Genomic DNA, 17,324 nt, shown 5'->3' with positions numbered 1-17,324 from the left:
AGTCAAAAACTCTTCGACTGACATTCTGCTATCGGGAGCAAGCCCCCTCCCACATTTTGATCCAGTTCCGTCAGCCGATTGATGGCGCCGAGCCGATCCCCGTCGTCGTGCGAATCCGTCCTTCGAGCCGGCGCTTCAACCCTCGCGCCTCAATCACCAGCTTCGAACCCTTCGCCGCATTGGCCCGCCCCCATTCCTCCAGCAACTCGAGGCAGGAATGGTCGATGTAACTCAGGTTATTGAGCGGTACATGCACCGTGGCACCCGCAGGTACCGTCGACAGCACCTGGGTCAACGCCGGCACTTTGAGGAAGGTCGCGGCACCGGTCAAACGCAGCTCCATCTCGCCCTCCTGGGGCAAGTCGATCAGGCTGACTTTCAGCCTTGACGCCTTGAACGCCAGCTTGACCAACGTGAGGCCAAAGCCCACCAGCACACCCGTCAGCAGGTCGGTAAAGATGATCGCCAGCGCCGTCGCCGCATAGGTAAACATCGGCATCCGGCCGTAGCGCCCCAGGGCTTTGAACGCCTTGATGTCGACCAGCTTGATTCCGGTGTACACCAGCACCCCGGCCAGGCTTGCCACCGGAATGCTTTGCAGCACACTGGACAGCAGCAACACGAAGCCCAGCAACCACAGGCCATGGAACATCGCCGACAAGCGCGTGGTTGCGCCCGCCTGGACGTTCGCCGAGCTGCGCACGATGACGCCGGTCATCGGCAGGGCGCCGACCAGGCCACAGAGCATGTTGCCGACGCCCTGGGCGGACAATTCCTTATCGAAATCCGAGCGCTGGCCGCTGTGCATACGGTCGACAGCCGCTGCGGAGAGCAGGGTTTCGGCACTCGCGATGAACGCCACGGCGAATGCGGCGATCAGCAGTTGCGGGTCGGCGAGGTTGAGCAAATCGCTGGGCCGTAGCCAGTCGATGGCATCGGCAAGGTTTTCCGGCACGTTCACACGCTTGACCTGCAACGCCAGTACCAGACTGGCGACCGTCGCCAGGCCAACGCCCAGCAAGGCGCCCGGCACGAACCGCAGCCGCTGCGGGCGGAATTTATCCCACAGGTACATCACCAGCATCGTCGACAAACCCAGCAGGCCCGCTTGCCAGCCGAGCCCGCCGCCAAAGGCCGGAACAGCTTCGGCCAATGCCGCCGGGAAGCCGGTCAGGTTATCCAGCCCTGAAGGCTTGGGCGCGCCGTCGAGCATCACATGGACCTGCGACAGCACAATCAACACGCCGATTCCCGCCAGCATGCCGTACACCACCGCCGGCGCCGTCACACGGAACCAGCAGCCCAGGCGCAACCGCCCGGCCACCAGTTGCAGAAAGCCTGCCAGCAACAGGATGGGCCCGAGCATCTGCATGCCGTGCTGACGCACCAGTTCGAACACCAGAACGGCCAGACCCGCCGCCGGGCCACTGACTTGCAGCGGCGAACCGGCCAACCAGCCGACCACCAGGCCACCGATAATACCGGTGATCAGGCCCTTGGCCGGCGGCATGCCGGACGCAATCGCGATACCCATGCACAAGGGCAGGGCGACCAGAAAAACAACCACCGAGGCGAGCAGCTCCCGTGGCAATACAGCTTTCAATTGAGCAGCACGCATGATGACTCTCCCGAGGCATTCGCCAGGCGCGGTAAAGCCTGGCTGCGTCCATGGCAGCCACCGCATTACCCGGCAGGGAAGTGTTTTAGAAGCGCGCTTTAGGCGTCGCTGACGGAATCGGCTCGGTGCCGTTCAGCGGTCGGAACGCCGCCTTGTCTGCATCGTAGGCCCGGATTTCGCTGGTCTCGATGTTGTAGATCCAACCATGGATAAACAAATGACCATTGGCCATGCGCGAAGCCACGGAAGGGTGGGTGCGCAAATGTTGCAACTGAGCGATGACGTTTTCTTCGGTCAGCACCTTCATGCTCTCGCCTTCGTTGGCGCAGTCGCAGTTGTCGTGGACCATGGCTTTGGCGACCTCGGCATGCCGCAACCAGGCCTTGACCGTTGGCATCTTTTCCAGGCTGTCGGGGTTGAGTACCGCGCGCATGGCACCGCAATCGGAGTGCCCGCAAACGATGATGTGCTGCACGCCCAGGGCGAGCACCGCGTACTCGATGGCCGTGGAAACACCACCGTTCATCTGGCCATACGGTGGTACCACATTACCGACGTTACGGGTCACGAACAGATCGCCAGGCGAGCTCTGGGTAATCAGTTCGGGCACGATGCGCGAGTCGGCGCAAGTAATGAACATCGCCCGCGGGCTCTGGGCCGTGGCGAGTTTCTTGAAGAGTTCTTCCTGCTGAGGGAAGACGTCGTGATGAAAATGCAAAAAGCCGTCAACGATGTGTTGCAGCGCTGCATCGGCAGTTTCCGCCACCTGAGGGGCTGAAGCCGACGCAGCCAACGGCTGTTTATCCTTGTCACTCATGATGCATCCTCTTGATTAATGCAGGGGGGCGTGCTCAGGACAGTTCGACGCTCGGCCAGTGGAATAGTTTTAAACGCCAAAGACCCAGATGCCGACTCATCAGTCACTCGCTGAACAAGGTAACCGTCGAAACTTAACTCAAACTGAATGAACCGCTCTAGATCGCGGGTCTCAGTGATATCAAAACGCGACCATACCTACAAAGCCAGTGCATACGGCCTGATCAGTCTACAACAATGCCATTTGCCTGCCGGGTGGACAGAACGCAGTGCAATCCAAGTTGAAGCCTTCACGGCGATTGAGCCCCAGGCGTTTGATCGCCTTGCTGAAACGCTGGGCCAGCAGATCGGCAAACGGTCCCTCGCCGCGCATGCGCACGCCGAAACGGCTGTCATACACCTCGCCACCGCGCACCTGCCGCACCAGGCTCATTACATGGGCCGCACGTTGCGGGTAATGCGCCGCCAGCCACTCCTCGAACAACGGTGCCACTTCGAGCGGCAGGCGCAGCATCATGTAGGCCGCGCTTTGCGCACCGGCGGCATGGGCTTCAGTCAGCAGGCTTTCCAGCTCACTGTCGTTGATCATCGGAATCATCGGCGAACACAGTACCCCCACCGGAATCCCCGCCTCACGCATCACCCGAATCGCCCGCAACCTGGCCTTTGGCGCCGCCGTGCGCGGCTCCAGGATGCGCTTGAGCTCGTCGTTCAGGCTGGTAAGGCTGATCATCACCGCCACCAGCCGCTGCCGCGCCAGCTCGGTGAGCAGGTCGAGGTCGCGCAGGATCAGCGAGCCCTTGGTGATGATGGTCACCGGGTGTCGGTAACGCAGCAGCACTTCGAGGGTTTGCCGGGTGATCCTGTATTCACGCTCGATAGGCTGGTACGGATCGGTGTTGGAACCCAGGTTGATTGGCGCGCATACGTAGCCCGGTTTGGACAGCTGCTGCTCCAGCACGTCGGCAGCATTGCTCTTGGCGATCAGTTTGGTTTCGAAGTCCAGCCCCGGCGACATGTCCCAATAGGCATGACTGGGTCGCGCATAACAGTAGATACAGCCATGCTCGCAGCCGCGATAAGGGTTGATCGAGCGATCGAACGGCAGATCCGGCGAAGTGTTGCGGGTGATGATGGTCTTGGCCGTTTCGATGCGCACTTCGGTGCCCTGGGTCGGTGGTACTTCCTGGTACCAGCCGTCGTCCTCGGCCACGCTGACCGTGGGCGCAAAGCGGTTGTGCAGGTTAGTGGCCGTGCCCCGGCCACGGGGCGGCAGCGAAGTAGACATAAAAGCGCCTCGATACTGTTTTTATATACAGTATCGAGGCGCAAGGTTTCTGACCAGTGCCGTTTGGCGGTCAGTGCTTTTGGGTGACCTGGCCCAAGTCATCGCCCGAGGTGCTGCGCATATCGTTCTTGCGCAGGTCGGCCACCTCGCTCGCCGTGACAGGCGCTCCCTTGTTGCCCCAGCTGCCACGAATAAAACTGACCACATCCGCCACGTCCTGGTCCGACAGACGCCAGGCGAACGCCGGCATGGTGAACGTGGACGGCGCCGTGTGGGTGGCCGGCAATGTTCCGCCGTTCAACACGATGTTGATCAGCGAGGTGGCATCCGCCGTCTGCAACACTGGGTTGCCCGCCAGTGCCGGGAAAACACGCGTGTAGCCATGCCCGTCGGTGCGATGGCAGGCCGCACAGTTGTCGATATACACCGACGCGCCCGGCTTGCTGTCATCGCCTTTCCACAGCGCCTCGGCAACGTGTTTGTCGTACTGGTGCGGTTGATCCGTGGGGTCCACTGCGGGCAGGCTCTTGAGATAGCGGGCGATAGCGGTCAGGTCCTCTTGCGACATGTACTGCATGCTGTGCACCACCACATCGCTCATCCCACCAAACACCGCGCTGCGATCACTGCGACCGGTCTTGAGGAATTGCACCAGTTGTTCTTCGCTCCAGCTGCCGAGGCCGTCCTTGTGGTCGCCGCGCAGGTTTTTGGCGATCCAGCCTTCCAGCGGCGCACTGCCGGACAGGAACGCGCTGCCGTCCGTGGCACTCAGGGCTTTTTCCTGCATGGTCAGTGCGCGCGGTGTGTGGCACGCGCCGCAATGGCCCAACCCCTCCACCAGGTAAGCGCCACGGCTGATCACCGGGTCAGCCCCTGCCTGCGCCTGGTAATCCGCCACTTCAGGCGCAAACATCCAGCGCCACGCCGCCAATGGCCAACGCATGCTCAGGGGCCAAGGGATATCGCTGTCCTTATTCGCCTGGGCAACCGGTTCCACGCCCTTCATGAAGTACGCGTACAACGCCTGCATATCGCTTTCGCTGACGCGCGCGTAAGACGGATAGGGCATTGCCGGGTAAAGCGTACTACCGCTCTTGGCGACGCCATGGCGCACGGCCTTGTCGAAGTCCTCGAAGCTGTAGTCGCCCAGACCGCTCTTGTCCGGGGTGATGTTGGTGGAGTAAATCACGCCGATCGGGGTTTCCATCGGCAGCCCGCCAGCAAAGGGTTTGCCGCCCTTGGCGGTGTGGCACGCCACGCAGTCACCCGCGCGGGCCAGGTATTCGCCCTGCTTGATCAGGTCGGTTTCGGCCGCGCTTATCGAGCAACTACTGAGCAGTGCAAGCGTTGCGATAACAAGTATTTTCATAGTCATCGCTCCTTATGCCTGAACCAGTGGGCCGGGATTTTTCAGGTACTGCTCGCGAATAGCCCGCGCCGACCAGTAGGTCAATGCCGCCACCAGGCCGGTAGGGTTGTAGCCCAGACCCTGTGGGAAAGCGGACGCGCCCGGGACAAACACGTTGTGCACATCCCAGCTCTGCAGGTAGCGGTTCAACGCGCTGGTTTTCGGATCGGTGCCCATGATCGCGCCACCGTTGAGGTGAGTAGTCTGGTACGACGCGGTGTTGAAGTGCTCACCGACCTTTTTGCCAAGCATGGCAATCGCCTTGGGGTTCATCGCCTGCGCAACCTTGCCCATTTTCTCGACCATGAACCGGTTCATCTTGATGTCGTTTTCTTGCCAGTCGAACGTCATACGCAGCAACGGCAGGCCGTAGGCATCGCGATACACCGGGTCCAGATCCAGGTAGTTACCCCGGTAGGATTGATGGGCACCGTGGGCATCCATCGAGACCTGATGGGTGTAGTAATCGGCGGTAGCGCGCTTCCACGCACTGCCCCAGGCTGGGGTGCCGGGCGGGTTGGACGTGCCGGCGATAGGCCGGCTGCCAGCCTGGTTGACCCACATCGGCGAACCGCCCACGAAGCCATGGGGGCCGTGGTCGAAGTTATCCGCGTTGAAATCATCGAAAGCCACGCCATTGCCGCCGGCGCCGATGAAGTTGTTGGTGTGGGTGTCCTTGTCGAAGAACGCCTTGATGGTCGCCATATTCTGGTAGGCGAAGTTCCTGCCCACCACGCCCTCATTGGTGATCGGGTCGTACGGCTTGCCGATGCCCGACAGCAGCATGAGGCGCACATTGTGGAACTGGAACGCGCCAAGGATCACCAGGTCTGCCGGTTGTTCGATCTCGCGGCCCTGGGCGTCGATATAGGTGACGCCGGTGGCTTTTTTCCCGGTGCTGTCGAGGTTGACCTTAAGCACGTGCGAATTGGGCCTCAGCTCGAAGTTGGGCACCTGACGCAACGCTGGCAGGATGTTCACGTTCGGCGACGCCTTGGAATACATGTAGCAAACATAGCCACTGCAAAAACCGCAAAAGTTGCACGGCCCCATCTGTGCGCCGTAGGGGTTGGTGTACGGCCCCGAGGTATTGGCCGACGGCAGGTTGTAGGGCTTGTAACCCACCTCGGTGGCGGCTTTCTGAAACAGCTGTGCGGAGACGGTGTTTTTTTGCGCTTGCAACGGGAACGGGTTGGAACGGTCCGGTGCATAGGGGTTACCGCCACGGCCTTCACCCACCAACTGTCCCTTCACTGTCCAGGCCTGGCCGGAAGTGCCGAAGACTTTTTCTGCGTAGTCGAAGAACGGCTCCAGCTCTTCATAGCTGACACCGAAGTCCTGGATGGTCATGTCCTTGGGAATGAAGTGTTTCCCGTAGCGCTCTTCGTAATGGCTGCGCATGCGCAGCTCGATGGGATCGACGCGAAAATGCACGCCCGACCAATGCAGGCCCGCACCACCGACGCCATTGCCCGGCAGGAACGCGCCGAGCTGACGGTTGGGCAGGGCGACGTCATTCACGCTATGGCGAATGGTCACGGTCTCTTTGGAAATGTCCTGGAAGAGTTTCTTGCGCACGCTGTAGGTCAATTCGTCGATGACCTGCGGATAGTTACCGTCCGGGTAAGTGTCCTGCATCGGGCCGCGCTCCAGCGCCAGCACGTTGAGGCCCGCTTCCGTCAGCTCCTTGGCCATGATCGCGCCGGTCCAGCCGAAGCCTACGATCACCGCATCGACTTTCTTCATGATGGTCGCCACGTTTATGCCCTCTCGCCGCGGATGGAAACAGCCGGGAAGGGGTATTGCTCGTTGCGTTCCACCCAATCCATAAAGTCGGCGCGGGCGCCGGGGAAGCCAATCAGGGTCCAGCCGACCATGCCTTTATTGCCGCCGTGGATCGGGTCGCAGAAGAACCCTTCCTTGGTGTTTTGCAGCAACAGGTTGAAGAACATCTTCGGCGGCACCGCTTCGAAATGCGCGGCCAGTTCGCTGCCGCCCGCCTCCAGGCGGCGCAACATATCGTCTCGGGTAGCGCTGTCTTGCGCAGCAAAAGCTTTACCGTTGAACGCTTTCGACCAAGCATCCGCAGCAGCAATGCCCAGGCGGTAAATCTCTTTGGGCACCAGTTTGCTCTGCCAACCCATCTCCGGCGCGGCGTCGGCGCTGAACGGGCCTTGCATGAACCACAGCGCACCACTGGCATACGGCGTGTTCATCTGGCGGTCGATGTATTCCGGTGCGCCGGCTTCCAGGGCGCCAGGGCCTTGCTCATCGGCGGGGATCAGGCGCTCGACGGCAGCGTTGATAAACGCCCATTCTTCAGCAGTGAAGTAAGTGGGCTCGTAGGCCTTTTCGCTGGCCACAGGCTTGCCAACCGCAGCCTGTGCAGGTTCAGGCGTTGCCATCAGTATCGAACCGCCAAGGCCGCTACTGGCAACCGTGACCACCGGAATCAAGGTCAAGGATTTGCGCAGAAAGTCACGCCGGGGGTTGTCTTGATCTTGATCAGACATGGAGTACCTCATCATGTGGTCACGGGTTTGGCAGCGGCTTCTAGGGAGCGGCTTGTCTTTTTGTGTTGCGAACTGCAATCAACGGTTACAAATGATAGCAGGCTAAGCATTGGGAAATGATTTCAACGCGCAAAAAAGTGGGAGGGGGCTTGCTCCCGATAGCGGTGGGTCAGCTCATGGATAGAGTGACTGACACTGCGCTATCGGGAGCAAGCCCCCTCCCACATTAGCCTGCGTAGGGCCGTTAGTCTTTTTTCAGCTTGGGGTTCGGGAAGAATTGCACCGCCTGAACCTTGGGGTCGGACGGCGCTTTCAACGCCGAGGTATTGACCCGCGTACCCAGCTCCTTGGGCACCGACAGCCCTTGGTCATTCAGCGTATCGGTATATCCGCATGCCACACACTCGCGATGCGGCACGCTGTCTTCGGTCCACATCTTCAGCTTGTCCGGTTCGCTGCACGCCGGGCATACGGCCCCGGCGATAAATTGCTTTTTGGTGATCACAGGCGCTTCGCTCATGCTGCCGCGTCCTCACTCAGGCCGCTATGGCGCAAGAGTGCGTCAATCGAAGGTTCACGTCCGCGGAAGTCGACGAACAGCACCATCGGCGCCTGGGAACCGCCGCGAGCCAGGATCGCCTCACGGAATGCACGGCCAGTGTCGGCATTGAGCACGCCGTCCTCCTCGAATTTGGAAAAGGCGTCCGCCGACAGCACCTCAGCCCATTTGTAGCTGTAGTACCCCGCCGCGTAACCACCGGCGAAGATGTGCGCAAAACTGTTGGGGAAGCGGTTGTAGGCCGGCGGACGCATTACCGACACCTCGTCACGCACACCCTCAAGCACCTGCGCCACGCTGCGACCATCGCCGTGAGTGGCGTGCATTTCAAAGTCGAACAACGAGAATTCCAACTGACGGACCATCATCAGGCCGGATTGGAAGTTCTTCGCCGCGAGCATTTTTTGCAGCAGGTCCTGCGGCAGTGGCTCACCGGTTTCATAGTGGCCGGAGATCAGCGCCAGGCCTTCCGGCTCCCAGCACCAGTTCTCCATGAACTGGCTTGGCAACTCCACTGCATCCCAGGCCACGCCGTTGATACCGGAAACACCGGCGTGTTCGACACGGGTCAGCAGGTGATGCAGGCCGTGGCCGAATTCGTGGAACAAGGTGGTGACTTCATCATGGGTCAGCAGCGCGGGTTTGCCGCTGTCGGCCGGGGTGAAGTTGCACACCAGGTTGGCCACCGGGCTCTGCAGCACGCCGTCGACAGTGCGGCGACGGTCACGGGCGCCGTCCATCCAGGCGCCACCACGCTTGTTGGCCCGGGCGTAGAGGTCGAAGAAGAAGCGGCCGACGTGCTGGCCGTTTTCCTTGATTTCGAACAGGCGAACATCCGGGTGCCAGGTGTCGAAGCCTTTCTGCTCGGCGATCTCGATGCCGTACAGACGCTGCACGATGGCGAACAGGCCGCCGAGCACTTTGTCGACCGGGAAATAGGCGCGCAGGGCTTCCTGGGACACGCTGTAGCGCTGCTCACGCAGTTTTTCGCCGTAGAAACCGCTGTCCCAGCTTTGCAGGTCGGCACAGCCTTGTTCGGCGGCATAAGCCTTGAGCTGTTGCAGGTCCTGGGCGGCAAACGGCTTGCTGCGCTTGGCCAGGTCACGCAGGAAACTCAGCACCTGATCGCTGGATTCGGCCATCTTGGTAGCCAGGCTCAGCTCGGCGAAGGAGGCGAAACCGAGCAGTTGCGCCAGTTCCTGACGCAAGTCGAGGATCTGTTCCATCACCGGACCGTTATCGTTCTGACCGGCATTCGGACCTTGGTCCGACGCACGGGTGCAATAGGCGGCGTAAATTTCCTCACGCAGGGCGCGGTCCTGGGCGTAGGTCATCACCGCGTAGTAGCTGGGGAATTCCAGGGTGATCAGCCAGCCGTCGAGGCCTTTGGCCTGGGCAGCGGCGGCCATTTGCGCCTTGGCCGAGTCAGTCAGGCCGGCAAGGGTGGCTTCATTGGTAACGTGCTTGGTCCAGGCCTGGGTGGCGTCCAACAGTTGGTTGGAGAACTTGCTGCCCAGCTCGGAGAGTTTGCTCTGCACTTCGGCGTAGCGCTTCTGCTGCTCCGGCGGCAGGTCGATACCCGACAGGCGGAAGTCTCGCAGGGAATGCTCAAGAATAGTTTTTTGCGCCACATCGAAACCGGCGGCTTCCGGGCTGTTGGCCAGGGCTTCGAAAGCCTGGAACAACGCGCGGTTCTGGCCCAGCTCGGTGGAGTAGGCGCTCAACGCCGGCAGACATGCCTCGTAGGCCTCACGCAGCTCAGCACTGTTACACACCGCGTTGAGGTGGCTGACCGGGCTCCAGGCGGCGCCCAGGCGGTCATTGAGTTCGTCCATGGCCAGGACCAGGCCCGCCCAGGTAGGATTTTTACCCTGGCTTTGCAGGATGCCTTCGATGGCCACGCGGTTGTCGGCGAGGATCTGTTCGATGGCCGGTTGGACGTGCTCGGCACGGATCGCCGAGAACGGCGGCAGGTCGTAGGACTGCAGAAGAGGGTTGTTCGCGCTCACGGTTGGCACCTTGGCTGAAGAAACAGGTAAGACAAAGATGGGGCCATCTTAATTACAATCAACGCCCACCGCAGCTATCAGCAGAAGAGAGAGAGCCTATCGTGACCCTTCGCACCTATCAGAATCACACGCCAACCCTGGGCGACGGGGCGTTTGTCGATGTTTCGGCGGTGGTGATCGGCGACGTCGAAATCGGCGCCGACAGCTCGGTCTGGCCACTGACAGTGATCCGCGGCGACATGCACCGCATCCGCATCGGCGCACGCACCAGCGTGCAGGATGGCTGCGTGCTGCACATTACCCACGCCGGCCCCTTCAATCCTGACGGTTTCCCGCTGCTGATCGGCGACGACGTGACCATCGCCCACAAGGTCATGCTGCATGGCTGCACCGTGGGCAACCGCATCCTGATCGGCATGGGCAGCATCGTGATGGATGGCGCCGTAGTGGAAGACGACGTGATCATCGGTGCCGGCAGCCTGGTGCCGCCAGGCAAGAAACTCGACAGCGGTTTCTTGTACGTGGGCAGTCCGGTTAAACAAGTCCGCGCATTGACTGACAAGGAGCGCGCCTTTTTCACCTACAGCGCCGCGAACTACGTGAAACTAAAAGACCTGCACCTGGCGCAAGGATTCGACCAATGAGCCTGCATTACCAAACCGTCCTGTTCGACCTGGATGGCACGCTCACCGACCCGCGCGAGGGCATTACCCGCTCGATCCAGTATGCCCTCGGCAAACTCGGCATCGATGAGCCGGACCTGACCAGGCTTGAACACTTCATCGGCCCGCCGTTACTGCAAGCCTTCATGCAGTTTTACGGCTTCGATGAAGCCAAGGCCTGGGAAGCGGTGAACTTCTACCGCGAACGTTTCAAGGTCACCGGGCTGTACGAAAACCGCGTGTTCGATGGCGTGATACCGCTGTTGGAAGCATTGAACGGCCAGGGTCGCCAGCTCTATGTAGCCACCTCCAAGCCGTGGGAATTTGCCCGCGAGATCGCGCGGCATTTCGACTTTGCCAGGCACTTCAAGGTGATCTACGGCAGCGAGCTGGATGGTACGCGTACCAACAAGGTCGAGTTGATTGCGCATTTGATGAGCGAAGAAGGCCTGGACCCCACCACCACCTTGATGATCGGTGATCGCAAGCACGACCTGATCGGCGCGCGCAGCAACGGGCTGGATTCGGCGGCAGTGGGGTATGGGTTTGGCAGTTATGAGGAATTGAATGCCGAGGCGCCGACCTGGCATTTTGAGACGTTGGCTGAGATGCATCAGGCGTTTTTGCGGCAGCCTTGAGGTCGCCATCGGGGGCAAGTCGAATCGTCGCACCGCACCTCCCACAAGAGACCGCATCTCCATGTTGGAATTCGGTCAGTGTGGGAGGGGGGTTGCCCCCGATGAGGCCCTAAAAATCAACACCTTCCAATTGTTTCAACGCCACCTTGCGCTGCGCCACCGGCAATCCGCCCAGCCTCTCAACCGCGGCATAGAACTTCACCCAATCCCCGCTTTCCCGCCTGAACAACGCCGCAAACGCCGGCACCCACTGGTCATACAGCCCGAACGGCAACAAACGCGCGTTGTTCATCGGCTGGTTGATCCAGGCGTCATAACGTTTATCGCCACCCCATTGGCCATCGCGCAATTCGCGATAATCGCTGCGCAACCGCTCAAATTCCGCAGCCTTGGCCTGGCGCATCACACCCGTTGCCAAGGGCTGGGCGTAGAGTTTTTCCAGGCGCTTGCGAGTGTCGAGGATCAACTGAATAAACTGGTCACGCTGTTTCAACAGCGTGTCGCCTTGAGGCGTCAAACCACGAGCGGCGCGCCACTGGCGAGTGCCTTCCTGCTCGACGAAGGTGGCAAATGACTCGTTGAACTCGGTGTCGTCCTTCACATAGAAGCGCTGGTGCGCCAGCTCATGGAAGATCAACGTGGCCAGGCGTTCATCGCCCCAGTTCATCATCGAGCTCATGATCGGGTCATTGAACCAGCCCAGCGTGGAATAAGCCTCCACGCCACCTATCGACACGTCCATGCCTTGCTGGCGCAACAACGCCGCCTCGCCACGCGCCGCGCCCTGGCTGTAATAGCCGCGATAGGCCACGCAACCGGCGATGGGGAAGCAATGGTTCTCAGGCGACAGAGAAAATTCCTGCGTGGCGAAGACGTTCCAGACTACATAGGGCCGGCCAATATCGGCATACAGCCGGTAACTCTGGTTGTCGGGCAGGTGCAGGTGCTCGCTGGCGAAGGTTCGCGCTTTCTGGGACTGCGTGAGGTGGTCACGCAGCTGCTGCGGGCGGGATGGGTCGGCAATCACCTTGGCAACCGGTTCCCGAGCCCGCAAGAGTTGCCATTGGCCGTCCGCCAATTGGCTGTAATAACCGACGCTGGAGCAACCACTGAGCAGCACAACCATCAACCCTGGAAGAAAACGCCTGATCATGCACTGACTGCTCCTGGGTGATAGGTTCGTGTTTATACTGACGCAAACCCCCATCCTATCGCCGAGGGCCCGTCATGCGTCAGTTTTTGCTTTGCGCCGCCGCCGTATTCGTCGGCGCCTGTACGTCGACCCCAGTACCTCCCGCCGATCCGCAACAGGCCTGGGTCGATTTCACCACGCCGACGCCGGGGGCGAAACTGGTGATGGCGCAGCGGCTTGACGCAAAGAACCTGGACGACGGGCGCTACTTCCAAATGCCGCCCGGCCCCCATGAGCTGATGGTGCGCTTTGACTTCGAGGTGCCCGCCGGCGGTGGCCTGGGCGGCCTCAGCCAGATGCTGTACCGCACGTGTTTTATGACCTTGCAGTACGACCACTTCAAGGCTGGGCAACGTTATGTGCTGGAAGGCCGCTCACTGGCCTTCACGCCCAACATTCGGCTGTATGACTCAGCGCGACAGTTATTGGCCGAAGAGCGCAGTGTGAACTGCCTCTGATCAGTCGTTATTTCTCTGATAGATGACTGCCTTGGTGCCGTTCTCACAGCTACCCACGACCATTGCTACGTCGTGTTTGTCGGCCTCTTCCTTGCTAACGATCTCAAGGGTGTAGGACGGGACGGCATTGGCCTGGATCTTGACTTCAATCTCTTTCCTGAGCTCTTCACAATCTTTTGGCGCGGCCACGGCCGAGGTGGCCAATACAGCGCAGATGATCGCCAAGGCAAAACGTTTCATGTGTGAAGCTCCCTGAATGCATGTGCACGGGTGTGCGCCTAGGATGCATAAGGCTATTCGACCACAATTTGCAAACACGAGTTCTGATTTAACGCAGAACAACGTGTGGGAGAGGGCTATCGAGAGCAAGCCCCCTCCACATTAAGTAAGGCGTGTTAGTTAACCAGCGTGCCATCCAGGGTGATGGTCGCATTCAGCACCTTGGATACCGGGCATCCTTCCTTGGCCTTCTTGCTCAGCTCATCGAACTGCGCCTGGCTTGCGCCCGGGATCTTGGCCTTGAGGATCAAATGCACGGCGGTGATCGCAAAGCCACCATCCACCTGGTCCAGGGTCACTTCAGCCTGGGTGTCGATGCTGTCAGCCTTTAGCCCCGCGTCGCCCAGAATCATGGAGAACGCCATGGAGAAACAGCCGGCATGGGCCGCGCCGATCAATTCTTCAGGGTTGGTGCCCTTGCCGCCTTCAAAACGCGCCTTGAAGCCGTAGGGTGCTTCGCGCAGTACGCCGGTTTCGGTGGAGATGGAACCCAGGCCAGTCTTCAGGTCGCCTTCCCAATGCGCGGATGCTTTTTTTACGATGCTCATAGCGGTCTCCTCGAACGGTGGTTTTGCGTCAGTAAGGGTTCTGAGGATAGACGCTGTGCCAAAGTTCACTCGTAAGAGAAACCTAGTGAATCAGTAGGAAATTTCGCGCACGCTATTGAATCTCGGGTATATGCCCTCATTGCATAGAACATGCACATGAAGCGGCAGGTTTTGGTTCGTCTAAGAAGCCTGCGCCCCTATTGGAGAAGCAGGCTTATGAAATCGCTGTCCGACGTGAAGTTCTCGACCCTCGACCTGGTGCCCGTGCGGGCCAACGGCAGTCCGGCGCAATCGCTGCGCAATTCCCTGGACCTGGCCCAGCACGTGGAAAAGTTCGGCTACAACCGTTTCTGGGTAGCCGAGCACCACAACATGGACGGCATCGCCAGCTCGGCGACCTCGGTATTGCTGGGCTATCTGGCTGGCGGCACGTCCACGATTCGCGTCGGCTCCGGCGGCGTGATGCTGCCCAACCATGCGCCGCTGGTGATCGCCGAACAGTTCGGCACCCTGGAAAGCCTGTATCCCGGCCGTATCGACCTGGGCCTGGGCCGTGCGCCCGGTTCCGACCAGATGACCGCCCGCGCCCTGCGCCGAGAGCGCTCCGGCAGTGCTGATGACTTCCCCGAAGACGTCGCCGAGCTGATGGCTTACCTGGGCCCGCGCACGCCGGACCAGCGCGTGATTGCCGTACCGGGCACCGGCACCCATGTACCGGTGTGGCTGCTGGGCTCGAGTCTGTTCAGTGCGCAACTGGCCGGCGAGCGCGGTTTGCCCTACGCCTTCGCCTCCCACTTCGCACCGCGTTTGATGCATGAGGCGATTCGGGTGTATCGCAATCACTTCAAGCCTTCTGCCGTGCTGGACAAGCCCTACGTGATGCTCGGTATCCCGTTGGTCGCCGCCGACACCGATGAACACGCCGACTACCTGGCCACTTCGGTGTACCAGCGCATCCTCGCGCTGATGCGCGGCCAAAGCCTGGTGCAACGTCCGCCGGTCAAAACCATGGACGGCCTGTGGTTGCCCCATGAAAAGGACGCGGTCGGCAGTTTCCTCGGCCTGGCGATGGTCGGCAGCCCGGCGAAGATTCGCGCCAAACTGGAGGTGCTGATCGAGCAAACCGGCGCCGATGAGCTGATCTTTACCTGCGACCTGTATGACCACGCCGACAGGATTCATTCCTACGAACTGCTCGCGCAGTTGATGAAGGGCTGAACCGCAGGCGAAAAAAAACCGACGCACCTGTGGGCAAGTGCGTCGGTTTTATGTCTGCAACACTGGATTAACCGCGCTTGTAGACGATTTCCTTGGTGCCGCCTTCGCAGTTACCGACCACTTTTGCGTCGGTTGAGGCGCCTTTATCCACGACTTCCAGCGAATAACCCGAAACGCCTTTGGCGTCGAGTTTCGCTGCAATCTCGCTTTTGAGCTCTTCACAAGGCTTGCCCGCCGCCAGGGCCGTACCCGCAATGCTCAACAAACCTACCGCTAGCAGAAACTTCTTCATCCGTTACTTTCCTTGCGCTGATCGAAAAGAACATGCCGACGCTTTTCGCGTCGGCACCCCATCGTTGTAGCGCAGGTTATGGCAATCGGCCAGCCAGCAAGTTCAACTCAGCGGATCAACTACTGGCAATTCGGAATCCCACCTTGAGCGTGACCTGGTAGTGGGCGACCTTGCCGTTTTCGATATGGCCACGGGTTTCGGTCACTTCAAACCATTCCAGATGCTTGAGGCTCTTGTTGGCCTCGGCAATCGCATTGTTGATCGCATCTTCGATGCTGGTGGTCGAGGAACCGACCAATTCGACTTTCTTGTAGGTGTGATGATCAGACATAGCGTTTCTCCTGAGGGTCGTCAATAAAGCCTAGCAGTCAAAGTTCATACTGCCTCTGGCGACCATTCCTACCCGAAAGTTCAGATTTACTGCACTTTCTGAAACCGGCGCAGTCGGTATCTACACACGCCACTCAATCACTTCAGGAGATGTCCACATGGCCAACACTTCTTTACGCAAAGCGTCGCTGGAAAGCATGGAAGCCGAGATTTCGAGCCTGCTCAAGTCCCTTGAGAGCCTCAAGGACGATGCGTCCGATGAGTCGCGCAAGACCCTGAAGGCCCTGAAAAGCAACGCCGAGAACGCCCTCAAGCACTCGCGCCACCTGATCAGCGACGCCTACGAAGAAAGCAAAGTCAAAATTCGCGAAACCGGCGTTGCCACTCGTGACTACGCGCAAGAGCACCCATGGACTACAGCCGGTGTCGCTGTAGGCGCGCTGGGACTGCTTGCGGCGTACCTGCTGTGCAAACGCGGTGACTGATAGACCGGCTAACTCGGTTGGCGCATCAGCTCAGCCTTGAGCCACTGCGCCAACTGCCGGGCGCGCCCGTCCGCGGCGCGCTTGGGTAGCCACAGCGCCAGGTGCGCCGGGGTGTCAGTGAACCCCCACGGCGCCACCAGGCGACCCGCACGCAGATCCTCTGCCACCAGCGGCTCAGGCGCAATCGCCACCCCCAACCCCGCCACCGCTGCCTCCAGCAAATAATACAAATGCTCAAAGCCCTGGCCGTGCTTCAACGCATCGGGCGCGATGGCGTGTTGCTGCGCCCAAATAGGCCAGGCCTGAGGACGCGAGGTGGTGTGCAACAGCGGCTCGCCGCACAGGGCTGATGCCGGCGCCTGGCGCAAACGCTCGTAACCGGCGAAACGCGGGCTCAGCACCGGGCCGATGCGCTCGCTGGCCAGTTCAAACACTTGCATATCCGCCGGCCATGGCGGCTCGGCGAATACCAGCAAAGCGTCCAGGCCAGGACGGCGCGGGTCGAGATCGCCATCACCCGCCGACAGGTGCAGGCGCAAGTCCGGCAGGTCGGCATTCAAGCGGCCCAGGCGCGGGATCAGCCAGCGTGCCAGCAAACTGCCCGAACACCCCAGCACAAACGGCGCATCCGCGCTGCGTTGGGTGAGTTCGACGCACGCATCGCGCAGACGCTCGAACGCCTCAAAGCTGGCATCGCGCAGCCGAGCGCCGGCATCTGTGAGTTTAATGCCTCGCCCATCCTTGACGAACAGGCTGACACCCAAGTGTTCTTCCAGCACTTTAAGTTGGCGACTGACCGCCCCGTGGGTCACGTGCAGTTGCTCGGCAGCCTGGCTGACGCTGTTAAGCCGCGCAACGGCTTCAAACGCACGCAGGGCATTGAGGGGCGGGAGGTCTCGGCTCATCTGTGAGTTTTCCTGACAGGTTGCGGCGATCTTATCGGTTTTCAGCCTGGCGCGTCAGGGGTAGAGTGGCCCTCATTGTTTCCTACACCCCTTTTTCCCCTGGAGC

General features: G+C 60.5%; 19 protein-coding genes. 5 read left to right on the top strand and 14 right to left on the bottom strand.

The window, feature by feature from the left end; translation table 11 throughout:
- Positions 1 to 70 precede the first annotated feature (70 nt).
- From PSH66_RS00275 to prlC, 8 genes are all read right to left on the bottom strand, one after another.
- Positions 71 to 1,618: a SulP family inorganic anion transporter gene (locus tag PSH66_RS00275; RefSeq protein ID WP_305428158.1), complete on the bottom strand. Its 1,548-nt coding sequence runs from the start codon at positions 1,616 to 1,618 to the stop codon at positions 71 to 73.
- An 85-nt stretch (positions 1,619 to 1,703) separates the two neighbouring features.
- Positions 1,704 to 2,435, bottom strand: a complete 732-nt coding sequence (locus PSH66_RS00270) for a carbonic anhydrase (protein ID WP_003170762.1) — start codon at positions 2,433 to 2,435, stop codon at positions 1,704 to 1,706.
- Between the two features lie 228 nt (positions 2,436 to 2,663).
- Positions 2,664 to 3,722, bottom strand: coding sequence for a PA0069 family radical SAM protein (locus tag PSH66_RS00265; RefSeq protein WP_003170761.1), 1,059 nt, complete (start codon positions 3,720 to 3,722; stop codon positions 2,664 to 2,666).
- Between the two features lie 70 nt (positions 3,723 to 3,792).
- Positions 3,793 to 5,091, bottom strand: a complete 1,299-nt coding sequence (locus PSH66_RS00260; RefSeq protein WP_003170760.1) for a cytochrome c — start codon at positions 5,089 to 5,091, stop codon at positions 3,793 to 3,795.
- Positions 5,092 to 5,103: 12 nt separating this feature from the next.
- On the bottom strand, positions 5,104 to 6,888 hold the full coding sequence (locus PSH66_RS00255) for a GMC family oxidoreductase (protein ID WP_042943976.1): 1,785 nt from the start codon (positions 6,886 to 6,888) through the stop codon (positions 5,104 to 5,106).
- A gap of 2 nt (positions 6,889 to 6,890) precedes the next feature.
- Positions 6,891 to 7,643 (bottom strand): gluconate 2-dehydrogenase subunit 3 family protein, encoded by a 753-nt coding sequence (locus PSH66_RS00250; protein ID WP_003170758.1) that lies wholly within the window; start codon positions 7,641 to 7,643, stop codon positions 6,891 to 6,893.
- A 244-nt stretch (positions 7,644 to 7,887) separates the two neighbouring features.
- Complete coding sequence (locus PSH66_RS00245; protein WP_003170757.1) at positions 7,888 to 8,163, bottom strand: YheV family putative zinc ribbon protein; 276 nt, start codon at positions 8,161 to 8,163, stop codon at positions 7,888 to 7,890.
- Positions 8,160 to 10,211: an oligopeptidase A gene (gene prlC, locus PSH66_RS00240; RefSeq protein WP_305428157.1), complete on the bottom strand. Its 2,052-nt coding sequence runs from the start codon at positions 10,209 to 10,211 to the stop codon at positions 8,160 to 8,162. The genes PSH66_RS00245 and prlC overlap by 4 nt, the downstream gene beginning before the upstream one ends.
- A 101-nt stretch (positions 10,212 to 10,312) precedes the next feature.
- On the opposite strand from prlC, the gene PSH66_RS00235 reads away from it, so the two are divergent.
- Complete coding sequence (locus PSH66_RS00235) at positions 10,313 to 10,855, top strand: gamma carbonic anhydrase family protein (RefSeq protein WP_003170755.1); 543 nt, start codon at positions 10,313 to 10,315, stop codon at positions 10,853 to 10,855.
- Positions 10,852 to 11,511, top strand: a complete 660-nt coding sequence (locus PSH66_RS00230; protein ID WP_003170754.1) for an HAD family hydrolase — start codon at positions 10,852 to 10,854, stop codon at positions 11,509 to 11,511. The genes PSH66_RS00235 and PSH66_RS00230 overlap by 4 nt, the downstream gene beginning before the upstream one ends.
- 109 nt (positions 11,512 to 11,620) lie before the next feature.
- Here PSH66_RS00230 and PSH66_RS00225 read toward each other — a convergent pair whose 3' ends face one another.
- Positions 11,621 to 12,664 carry an aminopeptidase gene (locus tag PSH66_RS00225; RefSeq protein ID WP_003170753.1) on the bottom strand — a complete coding sequence of 348 codons (1,044 nt, stop codon included), beginning with the start codon at positions 12,662 to 12,664 and terminating at the stop codon, positions 11,621 to 11,623.
- Positions 12,665 to 12,738: 74 nt separating this feature from the next.
- Here PSH66_RS00225 and PSH66_RS00220 point away from each other — a divergent pair, with 74 nt between their 5' ends.
- Positions 12,739 to 13,161 carry a hypothetical protein gene (locus tag PSH66_RS00220; protein ID WP_003170752.1) on the top strand — a complete coding sequence of 141 codons (423 nt, stop codon included), beginning with the start codon at positions 12,739 to 12,741 and terminating at the stop codon, positions 13,159 to 13,161.
- Here the strand turns inward: PSH66_RS00220 and PSH66_RS00215 are convergent, their stop codons facing one another.
- Positions 13,162 to 13,401 (bottom strand): DUF1161 domain-containing protein, encoded by a 240-nt coding sequence (locus PSH66_RS00215; RefSeq protein WP_141062771.1) that lies wholly within the window; start codon positions 13,399 to 13,401, stop codon positions 13,162 to 13,164.
- Positions 13,402 to 13,556: 155 nt separating this feature from the next.
- Positions 13,557 to 13,988: an OsmC family protein gene (locus PSH66_RS00210; RefSeq protein WP_003170750.1), complete on the bottom strand. Its 432-nt coding sequence runs from the start codon at positions 13,986 to 13,988 to the stop codon at positions 13,557 to 13,559.
- A 216-nt stretch (positions 13,989 to 14,204) separates the two neighbouring features.
- On the opposite strand from PSH66_RS00210, the gene PSH66_RS00205 reads away from it, so the two are divergent.
- Positions 14,205 to 15,206 carry an LLM class flavin-dependent oxidoreductase gene (locus PSH66_RS00205; protein ID WP_003170749.1) on the top strand — a complete coding sequence of 334 codons (1,002 nt, stop codon included), beginning with the start codon at positions 14,205 to 14,207 and terminating at the stop codon, positions 15,204 to 15,206.
- A 67-nt stretch (positions 15,207 to 15,273) separates the two neighbouring features.
- Here PSH66_RS00205 and PSH66_RS00200 read toward each other — a convergent pair whose 3' ends face one another.
- Entirely contained in the window at positions 15,274 to 15,498 is a 225-nt protein-coding gene (locus tag PSH66_RS00200; protein ID WP_003170748.1) for a DUF1161 domain-containing protein, read from the bottom strand.
- Between the two features lie 115 nt (positions 15,499 to 15,613).
- Positions 15,614 to 15,829 (bottom strand): dodecin, encoded by a 216-nt coding sequence (locus PSH66_RS00195; RefSeq protein ID WP_003170747.1) that lies wholly within the window; start codon positions 15,827 to 15,829, stop codon positions 15,614 to 15,616.
- A gap of 157 nt (positions 15,830 to 15,986) precedes the next feature.
- Between PSH66_RS00195 and PSH66_RS00190 the strand changes: the two genes are divergently transcribed.
- Entirely contained in the window at positions 15,987 to 16,313 is a 327-nt protein-coding gene (locus PSH66_RS00190) for a YqjD family protein (RefSeq protein ID WP_003170746.1), read from the top strand.
- A gap of 8 nt (positions 16,314 to 16,321) precedes the next feature.
- Here the strand turns inward: PSH66_RS00190 and PSH66_RS00185 are convergent, their stop codons facing one another.
- Positions 16,322 to 17,218 carry a LysR family transcriptional regulator gene (locus PSH66_RS00185; protein ID WP_305428156.1) on the bottom strand — a complete coding sequence of 299 codons (897 nt, stop codon included), beginning with the start codon at positions 17,216 to 17,218 and terminating at the stop codon, positions 16,322 to 16,324.
- Positions 17,219 to 17,324 lie beyond the last annotated feature (106 nt).

Source organism: Pseudomonas sp. FP597 (genome assembly GCF_030687435.1).
Lineage (GTDB): Bacteria > Pseudomonadota > Gammaproteobacteria > Pseudomonadales > Pseudomonadaceae > Aquipseudomonas > Aquipseudomonas lactucae.
The sequence above is the reverse complement of the archived record's forward strand: the minus strand, read 5'-3'. Positions and strand labels throughout refer to the sequence as shown.